Origin of the sequence: Shinella zoogloeoides (assembly GCF_033705735.1) — a bacterium.
Lineage (GTDB): Bacteria > Pseudomonadota > Alphaproteobacteria > Rhizobiales > Rhizobiaceae > Shinella > Shinella zoogloeoides_A.
Genome location: NZ_CP131130.1, coordinates 271,496 through 286,411 on the forward strand (window position 1 = coordinate 271,496; position 14,916 = coordinate 286,411).

16 protein-coding genes are annotated in these 14,916 nt (G+C 64.4%); 14 read left to right on the plus strand and 2 right to left on the minus strand.

What is annotated here, in order from left to right; translation table 11 throughout:
* Position 1 precedes the first annotated feature (1 nt).
* From flgC to ShzoTeo12_RS01385, 11 genes are all read left to right on the plus strand, one after another.
* Positions 2-421, plus strand: coding sequence for a flagellar basal body rod protein FlgC (gene flgC, locus ShzoTeo12_RS01335; protein WP_119257676.1), 420 nt, complete (start codon positions 2-4; stop codon positions 419-421).
* A complete protein-coding gene (locus ShzoTeo12_RS01340; protein ID WP_318910943.1) occupies positions 418-750 on the plus strand; it encodes a flagellar hook-basal body complex protein FliE in 333 nt (110 codons plus the stop codon). Before flgC ends, ShzoTeo12_RS01340 begins: the two co-directional genes overlap by 4 nt.
* Before the next feature lie 9 nt (positions 751-759).
* Positions 760-1,542 carry a flagellar basal-body rod protein FlgG gene (flgG, locus tag ShzoTeo12_RS01345; RefSeq protein ID WP_119257678.1) on the plus strand — a complete coding sequence of 261 codons (783 nt, stop codon included), beginning with the start codon at positions 760-762 and terminating at the stop codon, positions 1,540-1,542.
* 20 nt (positions 1,543-1,562) lie between these two features.
* Entirely contained in the window at positions 1,563-2,072 is a 510-nt protein-coding gene (flgA, locus tag ShzoTeo12_RS01350) for a flagellar basal body P-ring formation chaperone FlgA (RefSeq protein WP_119257679.1), read from the plus strand.
* Positions 2,072-3,184, plus strand: a complete 1,113-nt coding sequence (locus ShzoTeo12_RS01355) for a flagellar basal body P-ring protein FlgI (RefSeq protein WP_162911447.1) — start codon at positions 2,072-2,074, stop codon at positions 3,182-3,184. The genes flgA and ShzoTeo12_RS01355 overlap by 1 nt, the downstream gene beginning before the upstream one ends.
* Positions 3,181-3,714: a MotE family protein gene (locus ShzoTeo12_RS01360; RefSeq protein WP_318910944.1), complete on the plus strand. Its 534-nt coding sequence runs from the start codon at positions 3,181-3,183 to the stop codon at positions 3,712-3,714. The genes ShzoTeo12_RS01355 and ShzoTeo12_RS01360 overlap by 4 nt, the downstream gene beginning before the upstream one ends.
* Positions 3,711-4,421 carry a flagellar basal body L-ring protein FlgH gene (gene flgH, locus ShzoTeo12_RS01365; RefSeq protein WP_119257682.1) on the plus strand — a complete coding sequence of 237 codons (711 nt, stop codon included), beginning with the start codon at positions 3,711-3,713 and terminating at the stop codon, positions 4,419-4,421. The genes ShzoTeo12_RS01360 and flgH overlap by 4 nt, the downstream gene beginning before the upstream one ends.
* A 35-nt stretch (positions 4,422-4,456) precedes the next feature.
* A complete protein-coding gene (gene fliL / locus ShzoTeo12_RS01370) occupies positions 4,457-4,972 on the plus strand; it encodes a flagellar basal body-associated protein FliL (RefSeq protein WP_119257683.1) in 516 nt (171 codons plus the stop codon).
* Positions 4,969-5,715: a flagellar type III secretion system pore protein FliP gene (gene fliP, locus ShzoTeo12_RS01375; RefSeq protein WP_119257684.1), complete on the plus strand. Its 747-nt coding sequence runs from the start codon at positions 4,969-4,971 to the stop codon at positions 5,713-5,715. Before fliL ends, fliP begins: the two co-directional genes overlap by 4 nt.
* Positions 5,716-6,006: 291 nt before the next feature.
* On the plus strand, positions 6,007-6,888 hold the full coding sequence (locus tag ShzoTeo12_RS01380) for a flagellin (protein ID WP_119257685.1): 882 nt from the start codon (positions 6,007-6,009) through the stop codon (positions 6,886-6,888).
* A gap of 254 nt (positions 6,889-7,142) precedes the next feature.
* Positions 7,143-8,114: a flagellin gene (locus ShzoTeo12_RS01385; protein WP_119257686.1), complete on the plus strand. Its 972-nt coding sequence runs from the start codon at positions 7,143-7,145 to the stop codon at positions 8,112-8,114.
* A gap of 57 nt (positions 8,115-8,171) precedes the next feature.
* Here the strand turns inward: ShzoTeo12_RS01385 and ShzoTeo12_RS01390 are convergent, their stop codons facing one another.
* Both ShzoTeo12_RS01390 and ShzoTeo12_RS01395 read right to left on the minus strand, forming a co-directional pair.
* Positions 8,172-9,329, minus strand: coding sequence for a UDP-galactopyranose mutase (locus tag ShzoTeo12_RS01390; protein WP_318910948.1), 1,158 nt, complete (start codon positions 9,327-9,329; stop codon positions 8,172-8,174).
* Positions 9,326-11,371, minus strand: coding sequence for a glycosyl transferase (locus ShzoTeo12_RS01395; protein ID WP_318910950.1), 2,046 nt, complete (start codon positions 11,369-11,371; stop codon positions 9,326-9,328). Before ShzoTeo12_RS01395 ends, ShzoTeo12_RS01390 begins: the two co-directional genes overlap by 4 nt.
* A gap of 338 nt (positions 11,372-11,709) precedes the next feature.
* On the opposite strand from ShzoTeo12_RS01395, the gene ShzoTeo12_RS01400 reads away from it, so the two are divergent.
* The 3 genes from ShzoTeo12_RS01400 (at position 11,710) to ShzoTeo12_RS01410 (ending at position 14,912) form a co-directional block, all read left to right on the plus strand.
* Entirely contained in the window at positions 11,710-12,672 is a 963-nt protein-coding gene (locus ShzoTeo12_RS01400; protein WP_119257689.1) for a flagellin, read from the plus strand.
* 312 nt (positions 12,673-12,984) lie between these two features.
* Positions 12,985-13,638: a hypothetical protein gene (locus tag ShzoTeo12_RS01405; RefSeq protein WP_318910952.1), complete on the plus strand. Its 654-nt coding sequence runs from the start codon at positions 12,985-12,987 to the stop codon at positions 13,636-13,638.
* Complete coding sequence (locus ShzoTeo12_RS01410; RefSeq protein ID WP_318910954.1) at positions 13,635-14,912, plus strand: MotB family protein; 1,278 nt, start codon at positions 13,635-13,637, stop codon at positions 14,910-14,912. The genes ShzoTeo12_RS01405 and ShzoTeo12_RS01410 overlap by 4 nt, the downstream gene beginning before the upstream one ends.
* The last annotated feature ends 4 nt before the right edge of the window (positions 14,913-14,916 follow it).

The window sequence follows — 14,916 nt, forward strand, 5'->3', positions numbered from 1 at the left end:
AATGGATCCGCTCGTAGCTTCCCTGAAAGTCGCAGCCTCGGGACTCGAGGCGCAGTCCACCCGTATCCGCATCGTTTCGGAGAACCTCGCCAACGCCCGTTCGACGGGCGATACGCCCGGCGCCGATCCCTTCCGCCGCAAGACCGTGACCTTCGCCGCCGAGCTCGACCGCGCGACCAACGCCTCGCTCGTCGAAGTCTCGCGTCTCGGCTTCGACGAGACCGACTTCTCCAGCGAATACGATCCGGGCAACCCGGCGGCCGACGAGAAGGGCTACGTCAAGATGCCGAATGTCAACGTCATCGTCGAGATGGCCGACATGCGTGAAGCCAACCGCTCTTACGAGGCGAACCTCCAGAGCATCAAGCAGTCGCGCGACCTGATCAGCGCGACGATCGACCTCCTGAGGGCCTCGCAATGATCGAAAGCGTAAAGAGCATCAATTCCCTCCTGTCCGGCAACGCCGCGACCGGCGTCGAGATGGGGAGCTCCAGCAGCGTTTCCGCTGCCGCCGCGCAGGGAACGGGCACCCAGATGTCCTTCGCCCAGGTGATGGGCGACATGGCCGGCGAGATGGCGAACACGCTGAAGCTCGGCGAGACCAAGTCCTTCGAAGCCATCCAGGGCAAGGCCTCGACCCGCGAAGTGGTCGACGCCGTAATGAACGCCGAGCAGACGCTGCAGACCGCCATCGCCATCCGCGACAAGGTCGTCACCGCCTATCTCGAAGTCGCAAGAATGCAGATCTGAGGACCGGACATGAAAGCCCTTGCCATCGCCGCGACCGGCATGAACGCGCAGCAGACCAATCTCGAAGTGATCGCGAACAACATCGCGAACATCAACACGACGGGCTTCAAGCGCGCCCGCGCCGAGTTCTCCGACCTGCTCTACCAGACCGAGCGCGCCGCCGGCGTGCCGAACCGCGCCAACCAGGCGGTCGTGCCGGAAGGCGCGATCATCGGCCTCGGCGTGAAGACCGCCGCCGTGCGCAACCTGCACCTCCAGGGCGGGCTCGTGTCCACCGGCAACTCCTTCGACCTCGCGCTGATCGGCCGCGGCTGGTTCCAGATCGAGGCGCCGGACGGCTCCACGCTCTATACCCGCGCCGGCGCCTTCAACACCAATGCCGACGGTCAGCTCGTCACGCTCGACGGCTACACGGTCGTCCCCGGCATCACGGTGCCGCAGGACGCGACGGAAGTGAACGTCACCAAGTCCGGCCAGGTCTTCGCGACCGTCGCCGGCCAGCAGCAGGATCTCGGCCAGATCACGCTGGCGAACTTCGTCAACGAAGCCGGCCTCGAGCCGCTCGGCGAGAACCTCTTCCGTGAAACCGCCGCCTCCGGCCCGGCCACGGTCGGCGCGCCGGACGAAGCGGGCTTCGCCTATATCCAGCAGAACTACCTCGAAGCGTCCAACGTCGATCCGGTCAAGGAAATCACCGACCTGATCTCCGCCCAGCGCGCCTACGAAATGAACTCCAAGATCATCCAGGCAGCGGACGAAATGGCGGCGGTGGTCAGCAAGAACCTGAGATAGCAACCGGACATGCGGGGAACATGATGTTTCGCCTGATAGCAGCTCTTCGTACGGGAAAGACCCTTTCGGCCCTCCGGCGCGCGGCCCTTGCCGCGCCGGCGGTGCTGCTCGGCCTTCTCGTCGCCGATGCGGCCCTTGCCGATACGCGCACGGCCGTCGTGCCCAAGCGCATCATCTACCCCGGCGAGGAACTGGATGCAGGCCAGCTCGAAGAGGTCGAGGTCACCAATCCGAACATCGTCAACGGCTTTGCGGAAACCATCGCGGCCGTCAACGGAATGGTGACGAGGCGCACGCTGCTGCCCGGTCGGGTCATCCTCACCTCGGCGCTGCGCGAGCCTTTCGCGGTTTCCCGCGGCACCACCGTCCAGCTCGTCTTCGAAAGCCGTTCGATGGTGCTGCGCGCTGCCGGCACGCCGCTGCAGGATGCGGCCGTCGGCGAACTCATCCGGGTCCGCAACAAGGATTCCGGGGTCATCGTTTCCGGCACCGTCATGGCGGACGGAACCGTACATGTGGTGGCGAAATGATGCAGTCCTTCCTTTCCCGCGCGGTCGTCTTTCTCGCCTGCTTCCTGCTGGCGACGGGTCCGGCCCTGCCGGCCGCCCGCATCAAGGACGTCGCCTCGCTGCAGGCCGGCCGCGAGAACCAGCTCATCGGCTACGGCCTCGTCGTCGGCCTCCAGGGCACGGGCGACAGCATGCGCTCCTCGCCCTTCACCGAGCAGTCGGTCCGCGCCATGCTGCAGAATCTCGGCATCTCGATGGTCGGCACGCAGACGCGCGCCAAGAACATCGCGGCCGTGCTCGTCACCGCCAACCTTCCGCCCTTCGCCAGCCCCGGCAGCCGCATCGACGTGACCGTCGGCTCGCTCGGCGACGCCACCTCGCTGCGCGGCGGCACGCTGGTCATGACCTCGCTTTCCGGCGCGGACGGCCAGATCTACGCGGTCGCGCAGGGCTCGATCGTCGTCACCGGCATCAATGCCAGCGGCGATGCCGCGAGCGTCCAGCAGGGCGTGACGACCGCCGGCCGCGTGCCGAACGGCGCCATCATCGAGCGCGAGCTGCCCTCGCGCTTCAAGGATGCGTCCGACCTCGTCCTCCAGCTGCGCAATCCGGACTTCTCCACCGCCGTCGGCATGGCCGACGCGATCAACCGCTATGCGGCCGCCCAGTACGGCTCGCCGATCGCCGAATCGCGCGATTCCCAGTCCGTCTACGTCTCCAAGCCGAAGATGGCGGACCTCGCCCGTCTGATGGCCGATATCGAGAACCTCGTCATCGAGACGGATGCGCCGGCGCGCGTCGTGATCAACGAGCGCACGGGCACGATCGTCATCGGCCAGGACGTGCGCATCTCGCCCGTCGCCGTCAGCTACGGCTCGCTGACCGTACAGGTCAACGAGATGCCGCAGGTGATCCAGCCCGAACCCTTCTCCAAGGGCGTGACGGCGGTCCAGCCGAGCACGGACATCCTCGTCCAGCAGGAAGGCGGCAACGTCGCCATGCTCGACGGCTCCAGCCTGCGTTCGCTGGTCTCGGGTCTCAACAGCATCGGCGTGAAGCCGGATGGCATCATCTCCATCCTGCAGAGCATCAAGACGGCCGGTGCCCTCCAGGCTGAACTGGTGCTGCAATGAGAACAGGCATGACCCTTTCCACGATCGCCCGCAGGCTCGCGCTCCCCGTCGCAGGCTTCGTCATGATGGCCATTCCCGGTGCCTTCGCCGAGGACCGTCCCGGCATCACCACGACCAATGCAAGCGCCGACGAGATCCGCGAGTTCTGCACCAATATCGCGGACGCGGCGCGCGACCAACGCTATCTCCTCCAGAAGCAGGAACTGGAAAACCTGCAGAAGGACGTCGACGAGCGCATCAAGACGCTGGAAGCCCGCCGCGCCGAATACGAGGACTGGCTGAAACGCCGCAACGATTTCCTGAAGACCGCCGAAGGCGGCCTCGTCGAGATCTACAAGAAGATGAAGCCGGACGCGGCCGCCGCCCAGCTCGCCGAGCTCGATCCGGAAATCGCCTCCGCCATCGTCATGAAGCTGGCGCCGCGCCAGTCGAGCACGATCCTCGGAGAAATGCCGGCCGACAAGGCCGCGGCGCTGACCCGCATCCTCACTGCGGCAAGCGATCCGAATACGTCAAAGGACCCGTCATGAAGAAGACCGCCTTCGCACTCTCCGTGGCGCTGGCCCTGTCGGGCTGCTCCAGCCAGGCGATCAACGAGATCGGCAAGGCCCCGGCGATGAGCCCCATCGGCAGCGGCCTCAACTATGCCGAGACGCCGCAGATGGCGGCCTATCCGAAGCAGCCGCGCACGGCGGTTTCCGGCTATTCGATCTGGAGCGACCAGCAGTCGGCGCTCTTCAAGGATTCCCGCGCCTTCAAGGTCGGCGACATCCTGACGGTCAATATCCGCGTCAACGACAAGGCGACGTTCGACAACAAGACCGACCGCTCGCGCACCAACAAGAGCGGCATCAATTTCGGCCTCAGCGGCTCGACCGCCGACAGCAGCGTCGATGCCAAGGGCGACCTGGCCTTCGGGTCCTCGACCAGCACCAAGGGCGACGGCTCGACGGAGCGTTCGGAGAAGCTGAACCTGCTCGTTGCGGCGGTCGTCACCGGCGTCATCGAGAACGGCAACCTGCTCATCAGCGGCTCGCAGGAAGTGCGCGTCAATCATGAGCTGCGCATCCTCAACGTCGCTGGCATCGTGCGGCCGCAGGATGTCGATGCCAACAACATGATCGCCTACGAGCGCATCGCGGAAGCCCGCATCTCCTACGGCGGCCGCGGCCGCCTGACCGAAGTGCAGCAGCCGCCATGGGGTCAGCAGGCCATCGACCTGTTCTCGCCGATCTGACGATCTCGGCATCCTCGCAACACGGGAAGAAGACAATGGCGGACGAAGAAGAGGGCGGGAAGAAGAAGCCGTCGCTCGTCATCACCATCGCGGCCATCGCCGTCCTGACGCTGCTTGCCGCCGGCGGCGGCTGGTTCGTCGGCAACATGCTCGCCCCGCCTCCGGCCGAAAAGCCGGTCGAGGAGGCGAAGGCCGCGGCACCCGCCGGCGGCGAGCATGGCGCCGCGGGAGAGAAGGGGCAGGAACTCGCCCATATCTCCACCGAGGCCAACGGTATCGTGCTGCTCGATCCGATCACCAGCAATCTCGCCTATCCGTCCGACAACCGCGTTCGCCTCGAGGTCGCGCTGATGTTCAAGGGCGCGCCGGACGTCAAGCTGGCGGAGGAAATCCACCAGGACATCATGGCCTATATGCGCACGGTCTCGCTCCAGCAGGTGCAGGGCCCGCGCGGCTTTCAATATCTCAGGGAAGACCTTGAGGAGCGGGTTGACCTCAGGTCGGAAGGGCGCGTAACCAACGTCATGTTCCGGACCTTTGTGATCGAATGATTCGAGCCCTTCTGACCTTCGTCGCCATGATGGCGATGACCGGTATGGCCTACGCCCAGCAGCAGCTGCAACTGCCGGGCGGCCTTCTCAACGCACCCGTCGATGGCTCGGTCGCCGGCTGGATCATCCGCACCTTCGGGCTGCTGACGGTCCTTTCCGTCGCGCCCGGCATCCTGATCATGGTGACGAGCTTTCCGCGCTTCGTCATCGCCTTCTCCATTCTTCGCTCCGGCATGGGGCTTTCCACCACGCCGTCGAACATGATCCTGGTGTCGCTGGCGCTCTTCATGACCTTCTACGTCATGGCGCCGACCTTCGACCGGGCCTGGCAGAACGGCGTCCAGCCGCTGATGGCCAACCAGATCGACGAGGCCGAGGCCACCAAGCGGATCGCCGAGCCCTTCCGCGACTTCATGGTCGCCAATACCCGCGACAAGGATATCGAGCTCTTCATTTCGCTCGCCGAGGAACGCGGGCAGAAGGTCGTCGAGAACAATGTCGCGGACCTGCGCGTCGTCATCCCGGCCTTCATGATCTCGGAAATCCGCCGCGGCTTCGAGATTGGCTTTCTCGTCGTTCTGCCCTTCCTCGTCATCGACCTGATCGTCGCCACCATCACCATGGCCATGGGCATGATGATGCTGCCGCCGACCTCGATCTCGCTGCCCTTCAAGATCCTGTTCTTCGTGCTCATCGACGGCTGGAATCTCCTCGTCGGCAGCCTCGTGCGCTCGTTCAACTGAACGTCGGCCGGGAAGACGCGCGTGCGCGTTTTTCCCGAAGCGGCGCGCGCTGAATATCTCTTTAACCATAGCGTTTTACCCCCCGTTCACCCTGTTCTCCGACCTCTCGGATGCGACCTTCCGATTTAAGAAGTTGGCAAGGATTGGCTGCGAGTTTTGGCTCAACACGACGGGTTTGGTATCCCTTCACACGCTGAAGAAACCGAGTTGGCATGATGCCGAACCGCCGTAACCGGTAAGTAATCAGTCCGGTATGTCCCCATCAGTATTTCGTTCAAAGGGACAACTAGAATGTCGAGCATTCTCACCAACACGTCTGCACTGTCCGCCCTGCAGACCCTGCGCTCCATCAACAGCAGCATGGAAACGACGCAGGACCGTATCTCCTCGGGCATGCGCGTCGGTGCAGCCAAGGACAACGCCGCCTACTGGTCCATCGCGACCACCATGCGTTCGGACAACGCCGCCCTTTCCGCCGTACAGGACGCAATGGGCCTCGGCGCGGCGAAGGTTGACGTTGCCTACGGCGGCGTCGAAGCTGCCATCGACGTAGTCAAGGAAATCAAGGCCAAGCTCGTCACCGCCACCGAACAGGGCGTCGACAAGACGAAGGTCCAGGAAGAAATCACGCAGCTCCAGGATCAGCTCAAGAGCATCGGCGCCAGCGCAAGCTTCAACGGTGAAAACTGGCTCGCCGGCGGCGCCAGCGACGCCACGGTTGTCACCGGCTTCGTTCGCGACACCGGTGGCACCGTCAAGGTCACGACCGCCTCCTACGATGCCGAATCCAACTCCCTCTTCGGCGCCTATGACTCTTCCACGGGCGAAGTGGGCACGACCGACGGTATCCTCAAGGACGTTCTTGCGATCGATCTGTCCTCGGCTTCGGACTCCGACGTCGCCGGCTTCCTCGATAATGTCGAAACGGCCCTGACGGACATGGAAAAGGTCGGCTCGACCCTCGGCTCGCTCTCCAAGCGCATCAGCCTGCAGGAAGACTTCGCCCAGAAGCTTTCCGACGCCATCGACAAGGGCGTAGGCCGCCTCGTCGACGCCGACATGAACGAGGAATCGACCCGCCTGAAGGCGCTGCAGACCCAGCAGCAGCTCGCCATCCAGTCGCTGTCGATCGCGAATTCCAACTCGCAGAACATCCTCTCGCTGTTCCGTTAATCGACGGATGGAGGAGGGCGCGGAGGCTGACCCGCGCCTGCCTCGACAAAGGCCGCTCCCGGCAACGGGGGCGGCTTTTTGCATTTTTATTTCCCGGGAAAGATTTCCTTAACTTTATTGCGGTTTTCTTAGGCCATCGAAACGGTGGGTTAACCAAGAAACTTAACCGGTTAGCAGGCATGATGCTGACCACCGTCGCCCGGCGAACCCGGAATGTCCCTTTCTCAGTCAGCCATTCAAGGGGCACCTATACTATGACGAGCATTCTGACCAACGTTGCGGCAATGTCCGCTCTCCAGACGCTGCGCTCTATCGGCAACGACATGGAAACCACGCAGGCCCGCGTTTCTTCCGGCATGCGCGTCGGCGAAGCCAAGGACAATGCAGCCTACTGGGCCATTGCCACGACCATGCGCTCCGACAACCTCGCCCTTTCCGCCGTGCAGGACGCCCTCGGCCTCGGCGCTGCGAAGATCGACACGGCCTATGCCGGCATGAACGCGGCCATCGACGTCGTCAAGGAAATCAAGGCCAAGGTCACCGCCGCCACCGAACAGGGCGTCGACAAGGCCAAGGTCCAGGAAGAAATCACCCAGCTGCAGCAGCAGCTCGTCTCGATCGCCTCCGGCGCGTCCTTCAACGGCCAGAACTGGCTCGTCTATGACAGCACGGACACGAGCGCCGACAACGTCGCCGACAAGACCATCGTTTCGGGCTTCATCCGCGACGCCAGCGGCACGGTCAAGGTCAACACCACGACCTACACCCTGGACGAACTCGCCACCGACGGCCAGAACGTTCTGTTCGGCACGGTCGATACGGACGATCACACGCAGAGCGCCGGCGGTATTCTCGGCACCGCAGGCGATGACATCGACGCAACGGGCAACACCTACACCATCACCGACAGCGTCGTGACCCTCGACATCACCAACTTCTCCGACAGCGACATGGCCGAGGCCCTGAACCTGACGGAAGCCGCGATCCAGCTGATGACGAAGGCCGCTTCGCAGCTCGGTTCGATCTCCATGCGCATCGACCTGCAGGTCGATTTCGCCAACAAGCTGACCGACGCCATCGACTCGGGCGTAGGCCGCCTTGTCGACGCCGACATGAACGAGGAATCGACCCGCCTCAAGGCACTGCAGACCCAGCAGCAGCTCGGCATCCAGTCGCTCTCGATCGCCAACTCCTCGGCAGAAGGCATTCTCCAGCTCTTCCGTTAATCGCAAGCCGCAAGGCAGATATGGAAAGGCCCCGGTTTACCGGGGCCTTTTCGCATGTCAGAGCGGCGATTTGAGAAAGGCCGGCATCGCTGCCCCCGCCGCCCGCCGCTCCATGAAAAGCCGCGCCGTATCCAGCGCCTCGCGGATCGTCACGTCCATGTCGAGATAGCGATAGGTGCCGAGCCGGCCGACGAAGGTGACGCCTTCCTCCCGTTCCGCCAGCCGCACATAGTCGGCAAGCTGCGCCTTCTCCTTCACGAGGCGCACCGGATAGTAGGGAATGTCGCCGGGTTCGCAGGTCCGCGAGAATTCACGGTAGCAGACCGAGCCTTCATGCTCCTCCCAGGGCGAGAAATGCTTGTGCTCGGTGATCCGCGTATAGGGCACGGAAAGATCGCCGTAGTTCATCACCGCGCAGCCCTGGTAGTCGCCGTCATGGGTGAAGCGCTCGAAATCGAGCGTCCGGTAGCCGAGCCGCCCGAGGTCATTGTCGAAATAGCCGTCGAGCGGGCCGGAATGGAAGACATGCGCGAAGCCGTCTCGCGCGTTCCGGCGGAAGTCCGTTTCGAGCCTCACCGTGATGTTCGGATGGTCGAGGATGCGTTCGACCATCGCGGTATAGCCGTGCTCCGGCATGCCCTGGTACCTGTGGAAGAAATAGTTGTCCTCGTAGTTGAAGCGAACCGGCAGGCGCTTCAGGATCGAGGCGGGCAGATCGGCCGGAGCGCAGCCCCACTGCTTCTGCGTATAGCCCTTGAAGAAGGCCTCGTAGAGGTCGCGGCCGACGAAGCGGAGGGCCTGCTCCTCGAAGGTCCGCGGATCGGCGATGGTGCGGTCCGCCAGAGCGCCGATGAAGGCGCGGGCTTCGTCCGGCCGGAAGCACTTGCCGAAGAACTGGTTGATCGTGTGCAGGTTGACGGGAAGCGAATAGACCTGCCCGCCGCTCGTCGTCTTCACGCGGTTCTTGTAGGGCAGGAAGGTCGCAAAGCCGTTCACATAGGCCCAGACCTCCGCATCATCCGTATGGAAGATATGCGGGCCGTAGACATGCACCATCACGCCCGTCGCCGCGTCCCGCTCCGTGTGGCAGTTGCCGGCGACATGGGCGCGCGAATCGACGATCTCGACGCGCCAGCCCTCCTGCGCGAGTGCGCGCCCGATCACCGCGCCGGAAAGCCCGGCGCCGACGATGAGGATGCGCTCCCCCTCCTTCATGGGGCGGCAGGCCAGAGGCGGGCGTCCGGGGCAAGCGGCGCGAAGTCGTCGAGGACGATGAGCTCTTCCCGGTAGCGCGCGCGATAGGCCGTGTCGTCCTCGAATTCGATGCCGCGCGTTGCGAGCGTCGCGCCGATCTCGTAATAGACATCGAGATTGCGAAGATCCGGTACGGGCGTCTCGCCGCGCTCCGCCTCGCCCTGCATCTGCCAGAAGAGTTCTTCCAGTCGGCGGGCAAGGCCCGGCATGTCGCGCAAGGCGCAGGTCTCGCGCTGCTGCGCGAGCGATTCGCGCACGGCGGCAAGGCGATCCGGGCTTTCCGCAAGGGCGACGGCCATGCGCACATAGTCGTCCGGATCGCCGCAGACGAGCTCGGGAATGCCGGCCGCCGTCACGATGCTGGCGCAGAAGCGCGACGCGAAGCTCTTGCCGGCGATCGTCAGGACGGGAAGCCCCTGCGTGATGGCGTCCGCCGCCGTCGAATGGGCGCCGTAGGGGAAGGTGTCGAGGAAAAGATCGGCAAGGCCGATCCGCGCAAGATGATCGGGGTTCTGTGCCTTGCCCGCGAAGATGAGACGTTCTTTCGCGACGCCCGCCTCCTCGGCCAGCCGGCGCAGGCGCTCATTGGCGCTCTCGTCGCCGGAAAGCAGCCAGAGCACGCTGCCCGGCGTCGCGGTCAGGATGGCCATCCAGCGGGCAAAGCACGGTGCGGTGATCTTCTGCATGCCGTTGAAGCTGGCGAAGACGAAGGCGTCGTCGGGCAGGCCCGCGTCTGCACGGGCCGGGCGCTCGCTGACGACCCGCTTGCGGTCCACCGGCTGGTTGCAGGCGATGCGCAGCACCTTCTCCGTATAATAAAGTTCGTTTTCCGGTGGCACGATCACGTCGTCGGCGATCATGTACTGATGGTAGGGGCTCGCCATCGTGCCGGGATAGCCGCAGAAATTCACGATGACCGGGGCAGGGCGGTAGGCGAAGATTTTCGTGCGGGCATGCTTCGTGTAGCCGTTGACGTCGATGAGCACGTCGATCCCGTCCGCGGCGATCTTTCGGGCGGCCTCGATGTCGCTGAGCACGGCGATGTCGCGCCAGTGATCGACGGCCTCTTTGATGCGCGCCTGCGTCGGATCGATCGGCGCAGGGTCGCCGCAATAATAGGCGAAGATTTCGACGGACGCCTTGTCGTGCAGCTCGAGGACCTCGCTGAGCGCGAAGCCCACGGCATGCTGGCGCAGGTCCGAGGAGACGTAGCCGACCCGCAGGCGCTCGCCGGTGTCGGTCTTGCGCCGCACCGCCTTGCGCTCGAAGGCGCTGAGGTCGTCGGGCCGGCCGATGGTCTGGCGGCAATAGCGGTGGGCCTTGGCCATCTGGAACAGGGGATCGTCCGCATAGCAGGCGATCGACATGGCGGACATGGCATCCATGAAATGGCGCGGCGTGACATGCAGCGACGGCACGACGACGGGCCATTTGCACTGATGCATCCGCAGGGAGATCCAGTGCTGCGCGGCCTCCGTGCGGGCCGGCTGCAGTTCCATGGCCTGCCAGAGCGCGGCTTCCGCCTCTTCGAGATGGCCGGCGCCTTCCAGGACGCGGCCGATATGCTGGAGGCTGAGCAGCCGGTTGCTGATCCGGTCCGGATTCACCTCCGTCGTCGCATCGACGAAAGTGCGCCACTGCTGCACGGCCTGGCCGGTGAGCCCGCAATCCTCCAGCGTCCGGCCCAGGTTGATATGCGCCTGCCCGAAAAGCGGCTCGATCCGGATCGCCGCCCGCAGCGCATGGAGCGTCGCGGCGACGTCGCCCGCCTTGGAAAGCGAGACGGCATAGTTGAAATAGGCAAGGTGCAGCAGCGGGTTGGCGTCGTTGAAGGCGATCCACGTCTTGTAGAGCTCGATCGCCGCCGCCGTCTGTCCTGCTGCGGAAAGAACCTCCGCCGTCTGGAACAGCTCCGCCAGCGAAAGCTGCTGCGTGCGTGCGCGCAGCAGGAGCTGGAGAAGGGGGGCGTTCGGATCCGGGGCGGTGGAAAGGCTGGCGGTCATGGATATCCTGCGGCTAGGGGCCGTCTGGCCGGGGGCATTACACAAATCTCGGCGAAGTCTACCCTGTAGCGCGGCAGACTTGTCCAGGGCTGTCGTATCCGCGGAGGGCCACGCCTGCAAATTCTGGCCATGAAAAATTCAGGCTTTCTCCATCTGTCTTACCGGTTTCTTAACGCTATTAACTATTTGTTAACCGTTGCCCATTAACCAGTCGTTAAGAACGACAGACCGGCGCCCAGGGCAAACGAGCGGCGCCGGCAGCATGAAGCCCTCGGTCGTTACCGGTCCCCGCCTCACTCCGGCATGTCCCGACGAACTCTTTTTCAGGGCAAGTGCCAATGACCAGCATTTTGACCAACTCCGCCGCCATGGCGGCGCTGCAGACGCTCCGTTCCATCGATAACAGCCTCGAAACGACGCAGGCGCGCGTTTCCTCCGGCCTGCGGGTCGAGACCGCGGCCGACAACGCGGCCTATTGGTCGATCGCGACCACGATGCGCTCCGACAACCGCGCGATCTCGACGGTCGCCGACGCGCTCGGCCTCGGCGCCGCCAAGGTGGATACGGCCTATACCTCGCTGGAAAGCGTCATCGAGGTGATGAGCGAGATCAAGGCCAAGCTCGTGGCCGCCCGCGAGCCGGGCGTCGACAAGAGCAAGATCAACGAAGAAATCAAGGAGCTGAAGAACCAGCTCGTCTCCGCCGCGCAATCGGCGTCCTTCTCGGGGGAGAACTGGCTCTACAATACCGGTTCCGACGCCCTCGGCGTGAAGTCCGTCGTCGCCTCCTTCGTTCGCACCGCGGGCGGGAACGTGAAGGTCGCCACGCTCGATTTCGACACAGAGAACTCCGTTCTCGTCGATGAGGGCGACGCCAGCCGCGGCTATCTGACCAAATCCATCGATGCCGACGCGTTGAGCGAAAGCCCGGCCGGCACCGCGCGTGAATACTATCTGATCGACATGGGCTCGCCCGGTGCCGGTTCTCCCATAGAGATCGACACGAACACGAGCTACGACGATCTGGACGACATGATCAGCGTCACGGACTACATCATCAAGGACCTGACGAACGCTGCCTCGACGCTCGGCGCCATCACCAAGCGCATCAACATGCAGGAAAGCTTCGTCGCCACGCTCGGCGACGTGATCGACAAGGGCATCGGCCGCCTGGTGGATGCCGACATGAACGAGGAATCGACCCGCCTCAAGGCGCTGCAGACCCAGCAGCAACTCGGCATCCAGTCGCTCTCGATCGCCAATTCGAGCGCCGAGAACATCCTCCAGCTCTTCCGCCAGTAAGGGCTTCGGGGACCTCTATCCGCCCGGCCGCAGGTCATCGGCCGAGGCGGGCGGTTGGGCCGTGCTATTTGCCCTGGCGCGGCCCAACACCTTCATCTTCATCCTCGCACAAGTTTGGCCTTCTAGGTTCGGCGGCACGATCAGGAAGATTGTGCGCCTTTCACCTCCCGGAAGGCGCTTCGTCCGGGGAGACAGGTCAGCGGTGTTGTCAGGTAAAAGCGTCTTTGCGAATGAACGTCGAAGCGGCCCGCGGCCTTGCCGCCGGGCCTTCTCTGCATTCATCCGGCACGCAACGGGGCCGGAGGGCGCACGATGAGCGTTCACCTTGCCCGCTACCTCAAGGATTTCGGCGCGCCCCCGCGCATGAAGCCGCCCGTATTCCCCTCCGCGCGCTTTGCGCCGGAAGCCGAAAGCGCCGAGGCGCAGGCCTTCACGATGGCGCCGGCCCTGCCGGAGGTCGATGTCGAGGCGGAGCGCGCGGAAGCCTTCGCCGAAGGTCGCGCCGCAGCGGAGGCTGAGCTACAGGCGAAGCACGAGGCGGACATGGCGGCGCTCAAGGAAGCGCACCGCGCCGAGATCGAGGCCCTGGCGATGCGCTACGAGCAGGATTATGCGGCGGCGCTCGCCGAGCGGTTCGCCACGCTGACGGGCGAGGTCGCCGACCTCGTCGCCGCGCAGGCGGCCCAGGTGCTGGCGCCCGTGATGAGCCAGGTGCTGACGAAGGGCGCGATCTCGGATCTTGCCCGCCTCGTCGCCGAGGGACTCAAGGAAGGCGAGGGCATGACGATCACGGTGAAGGGGCCGCTGGACCTCTTCGAGCAGTTGAAGTCGCATTTCGAGGAGCCGGCGCCGGTCTTCCGGCATGTCGAGATGCAGGATGTCGATCTGACGGTGGAATTCGGCGACGCCGTCCTGGTAACGCGGATGGCGGCCTGGGCTGACACCGTGCGCAAGGTGCTTGCATGAGCGAAGGCGAAAATCACCACCACGGCAAGAACGAGATCATCATCGTCAAGCGTCATGGCGATCACGACGGCGACCACCATGCGGCCGCCTGGAAGATCGCCTATGCCGACTTCATGACGGCGATGATGGCCTTCTTCCTCGTGATGTGGCTCGTCAATGCCGCGAACGAGGAAACGAAGGCCTCGGTCGCCTCCTATTTCAACCCGATCAAGCTGACCGACGACAAGCCGGCGGAAAAATCCGTCAAGAAGCCCGCCAACAGCAAGGACGGCGAGGCAACGCAGGACAAGTCGAAGGAAGAGGGCCAGCAGCAGGCGAGCGGCAACGGCGCGGAAAAGGGCCGCGACGAGAACACGACCGCCGGCGAGGAAACGAAATATTCCGAGGCCGATTTCTTCAGCAATCCCTATTCCGTCCTGTCCGAGATCGCGCAGGAAGTCGGCCAGCAGGCCAATGTCAGCGCCAAGGGCGAGGGTGGCGCGGCCAATTCCGGCCCCGCCACCGGCGCCGACGGCGGCGAAGCCTACCGCGACCCGTTCGATCCCGATTTCTGGACGCAGCAGGTCGAAATCTCGCAGACGACGAGCGCCGGCAGCGAGAGCAAGGCCAAGGATGCCAAAGCCAAGGATATCAAAGCAGGCCAGCAGCAGATGGCCGCGGTGGACACCGACCGCACGGTAGAGGAAGCCCTCGCCAAGGCCGACGCCGATGCGGCGGCACAGCAGGCGCAGGACGCGAAGGCCGAGGCCGGGAAGGCTGCCGCTGAGGAGACGCAGGCCAAGGCCAAGGCCGAGGCCGAAAAGGTCGAGGACCAGAAGAAGGCGGACGAGCTGAAGCAGCAGATTTCCAGGGAGATCGGCACGCTCGGCAAGCTTGCCGAAGGCCTCAGCGTCACCCCCTCCGAAGGCGGCCTTCTCGTCAGCCTGACCGACCAGCTCGATACGCCCATGTTCAATATCGGCTCGGCCGTTCCGCGGCAGGAGATGGTGTTGGCCATGGAAAAGATCGGCAAGATTCTCGAAGGCCGGGCCGGTGCGATCGCCGTTCGCGGCCATACTGACGGCCGTCCCTTTGCCGGTGGCAAGAACGACAACTGGCGCCTTTCGATGGACCGCGCGCAGAGCGCCTATTACATGCTGGTGCGCGGCGGGCTGGAGGAAAAGCGCGTGAGCCAGGTATCCGGCTTCGCAGACCGCCGCCTCAAGGTGCCGGACGATCCGATGGCGGACGCCAACCGCCGCATCGAGATCCTCATCCAGGCCGAGGGTGGCTGATACG

Excerpts from the sequence above, each read along its gene's own strand:
- ShzoTeo12_RS01380 (WP_119257685.1), top strand. The coding sequence starts at position 6,007 with ATGTCGAGCATTCTCACCAACACGTCTGCACTGTCCGCCCTGCAGACC.
- ShzoTeo12_RS01410 (WP_318910954.1), top strand. The coding sequence starts at position 13,635 with ATGAGCGAAGGCGAAAATCACCACCACGGCAAGAACGAGATCATCATC.
- ShzoTeo12_RS01395 (WP_318910950.1), bottom strand. The coding sequence starts at position 11,371 with ATGACCGCCAGCCTTTCCACCGCCCCGGATCCGAACGCCCCCCTTCTC.
- flgH (WP_119257682.1), top strand. The coding sequence starts at position 3,711 with ATGAAGAAGACCGCCTTCGCACTCTCCGTGGCGCTGGCCCTGTCGGGC.
- ShzoTeo12_RS01360 (WP_318910944.1), top strand. The coding sequence starts at position 3,181 with ATGAGAACAGGCATGACCCTTTCCACGATCGCCCGCAGGCTCGCGCTC.
- fliP (WP_119257684.1), top strand. The coding sequence starts at position 4,969 with ATGATTCGAGCCCTTCTGACCTTCGTCGCCATGATGGCGATGACCGGT.
- flgA (WP_119257679.1), top strand. The coding sequence starts at position 1,563 with ATGATGTTTCGCCTGATAGCAGCTCTTCGTACGGGAAAGACCCTTTCG.
- ShzoTeo12_RS01340 (WP_318910943.1), top strand. The coding sequence starts at position 418 with ATGATCGAAAGCGTAAAGAGCATCAATTCCCTCCTGTCCGGCAACGCC.
- flgC (WP_119257676.1), top strand. The coding sequence starts at position 2 with ATGGATCCGCTCGTAGCTTCCCTGAAAGTCGCAGCCTCGGGACTCGAG.
- ShzoTeo12_RS01390 (WP_318910948.1), bottom strand. The coding sequence starts at position 9,329 with ATGAAGGAGGGGGAGCGCATCCTCATCGTCGGCGCCGGGCTTTCCGGC.
- ShzoTeo12_RS01400 (WP_119257689.1), top strand. The coding sequence starts at position 11,710 with ATGACCAGCATTTTGACCAACTCCGCCGCCATGGCGGCGCTGCAGACG.
- fliL (WP_119257683.1), top strand. The coding sequence starts at position 4,457 with ATGGCGGACGAAGAAGAGGGCGGGAAGAAGAAGCCGTCGCTCGTCATC.
- ShzoTeo12_RS01405 (WP_318910952.1), top strand. The coding sequence starts at position 12,985 with ATGAGCGTTCACCTTGCCCGCTACCTCAAGGATTTCGGCGCGCCCCCG.
- flgG (WP_119257678.1), top strand. The coding sequence starts at position 760 with ATGAAAGCCCTTGCCATCGCCGCGACCGGCATGAACGCGCAGCAGACC.
- ShzoTeo12_RS01385 (WP_119257686.1), top strand. The coding sequence starts at position 7,143 with ATGACGAGCATTCTGACCAACGTTGCGGCAATGTCCGCTCTCCAGACG.
- ShzoTeo12_RS01355 (WP_162911447.1), top strand. The coding sequence starts at position 2,072 with ATGCAGTCCTTCCTTTCCCGCGCGGTCGTCTTTCTCGCCTGCTTCCTG.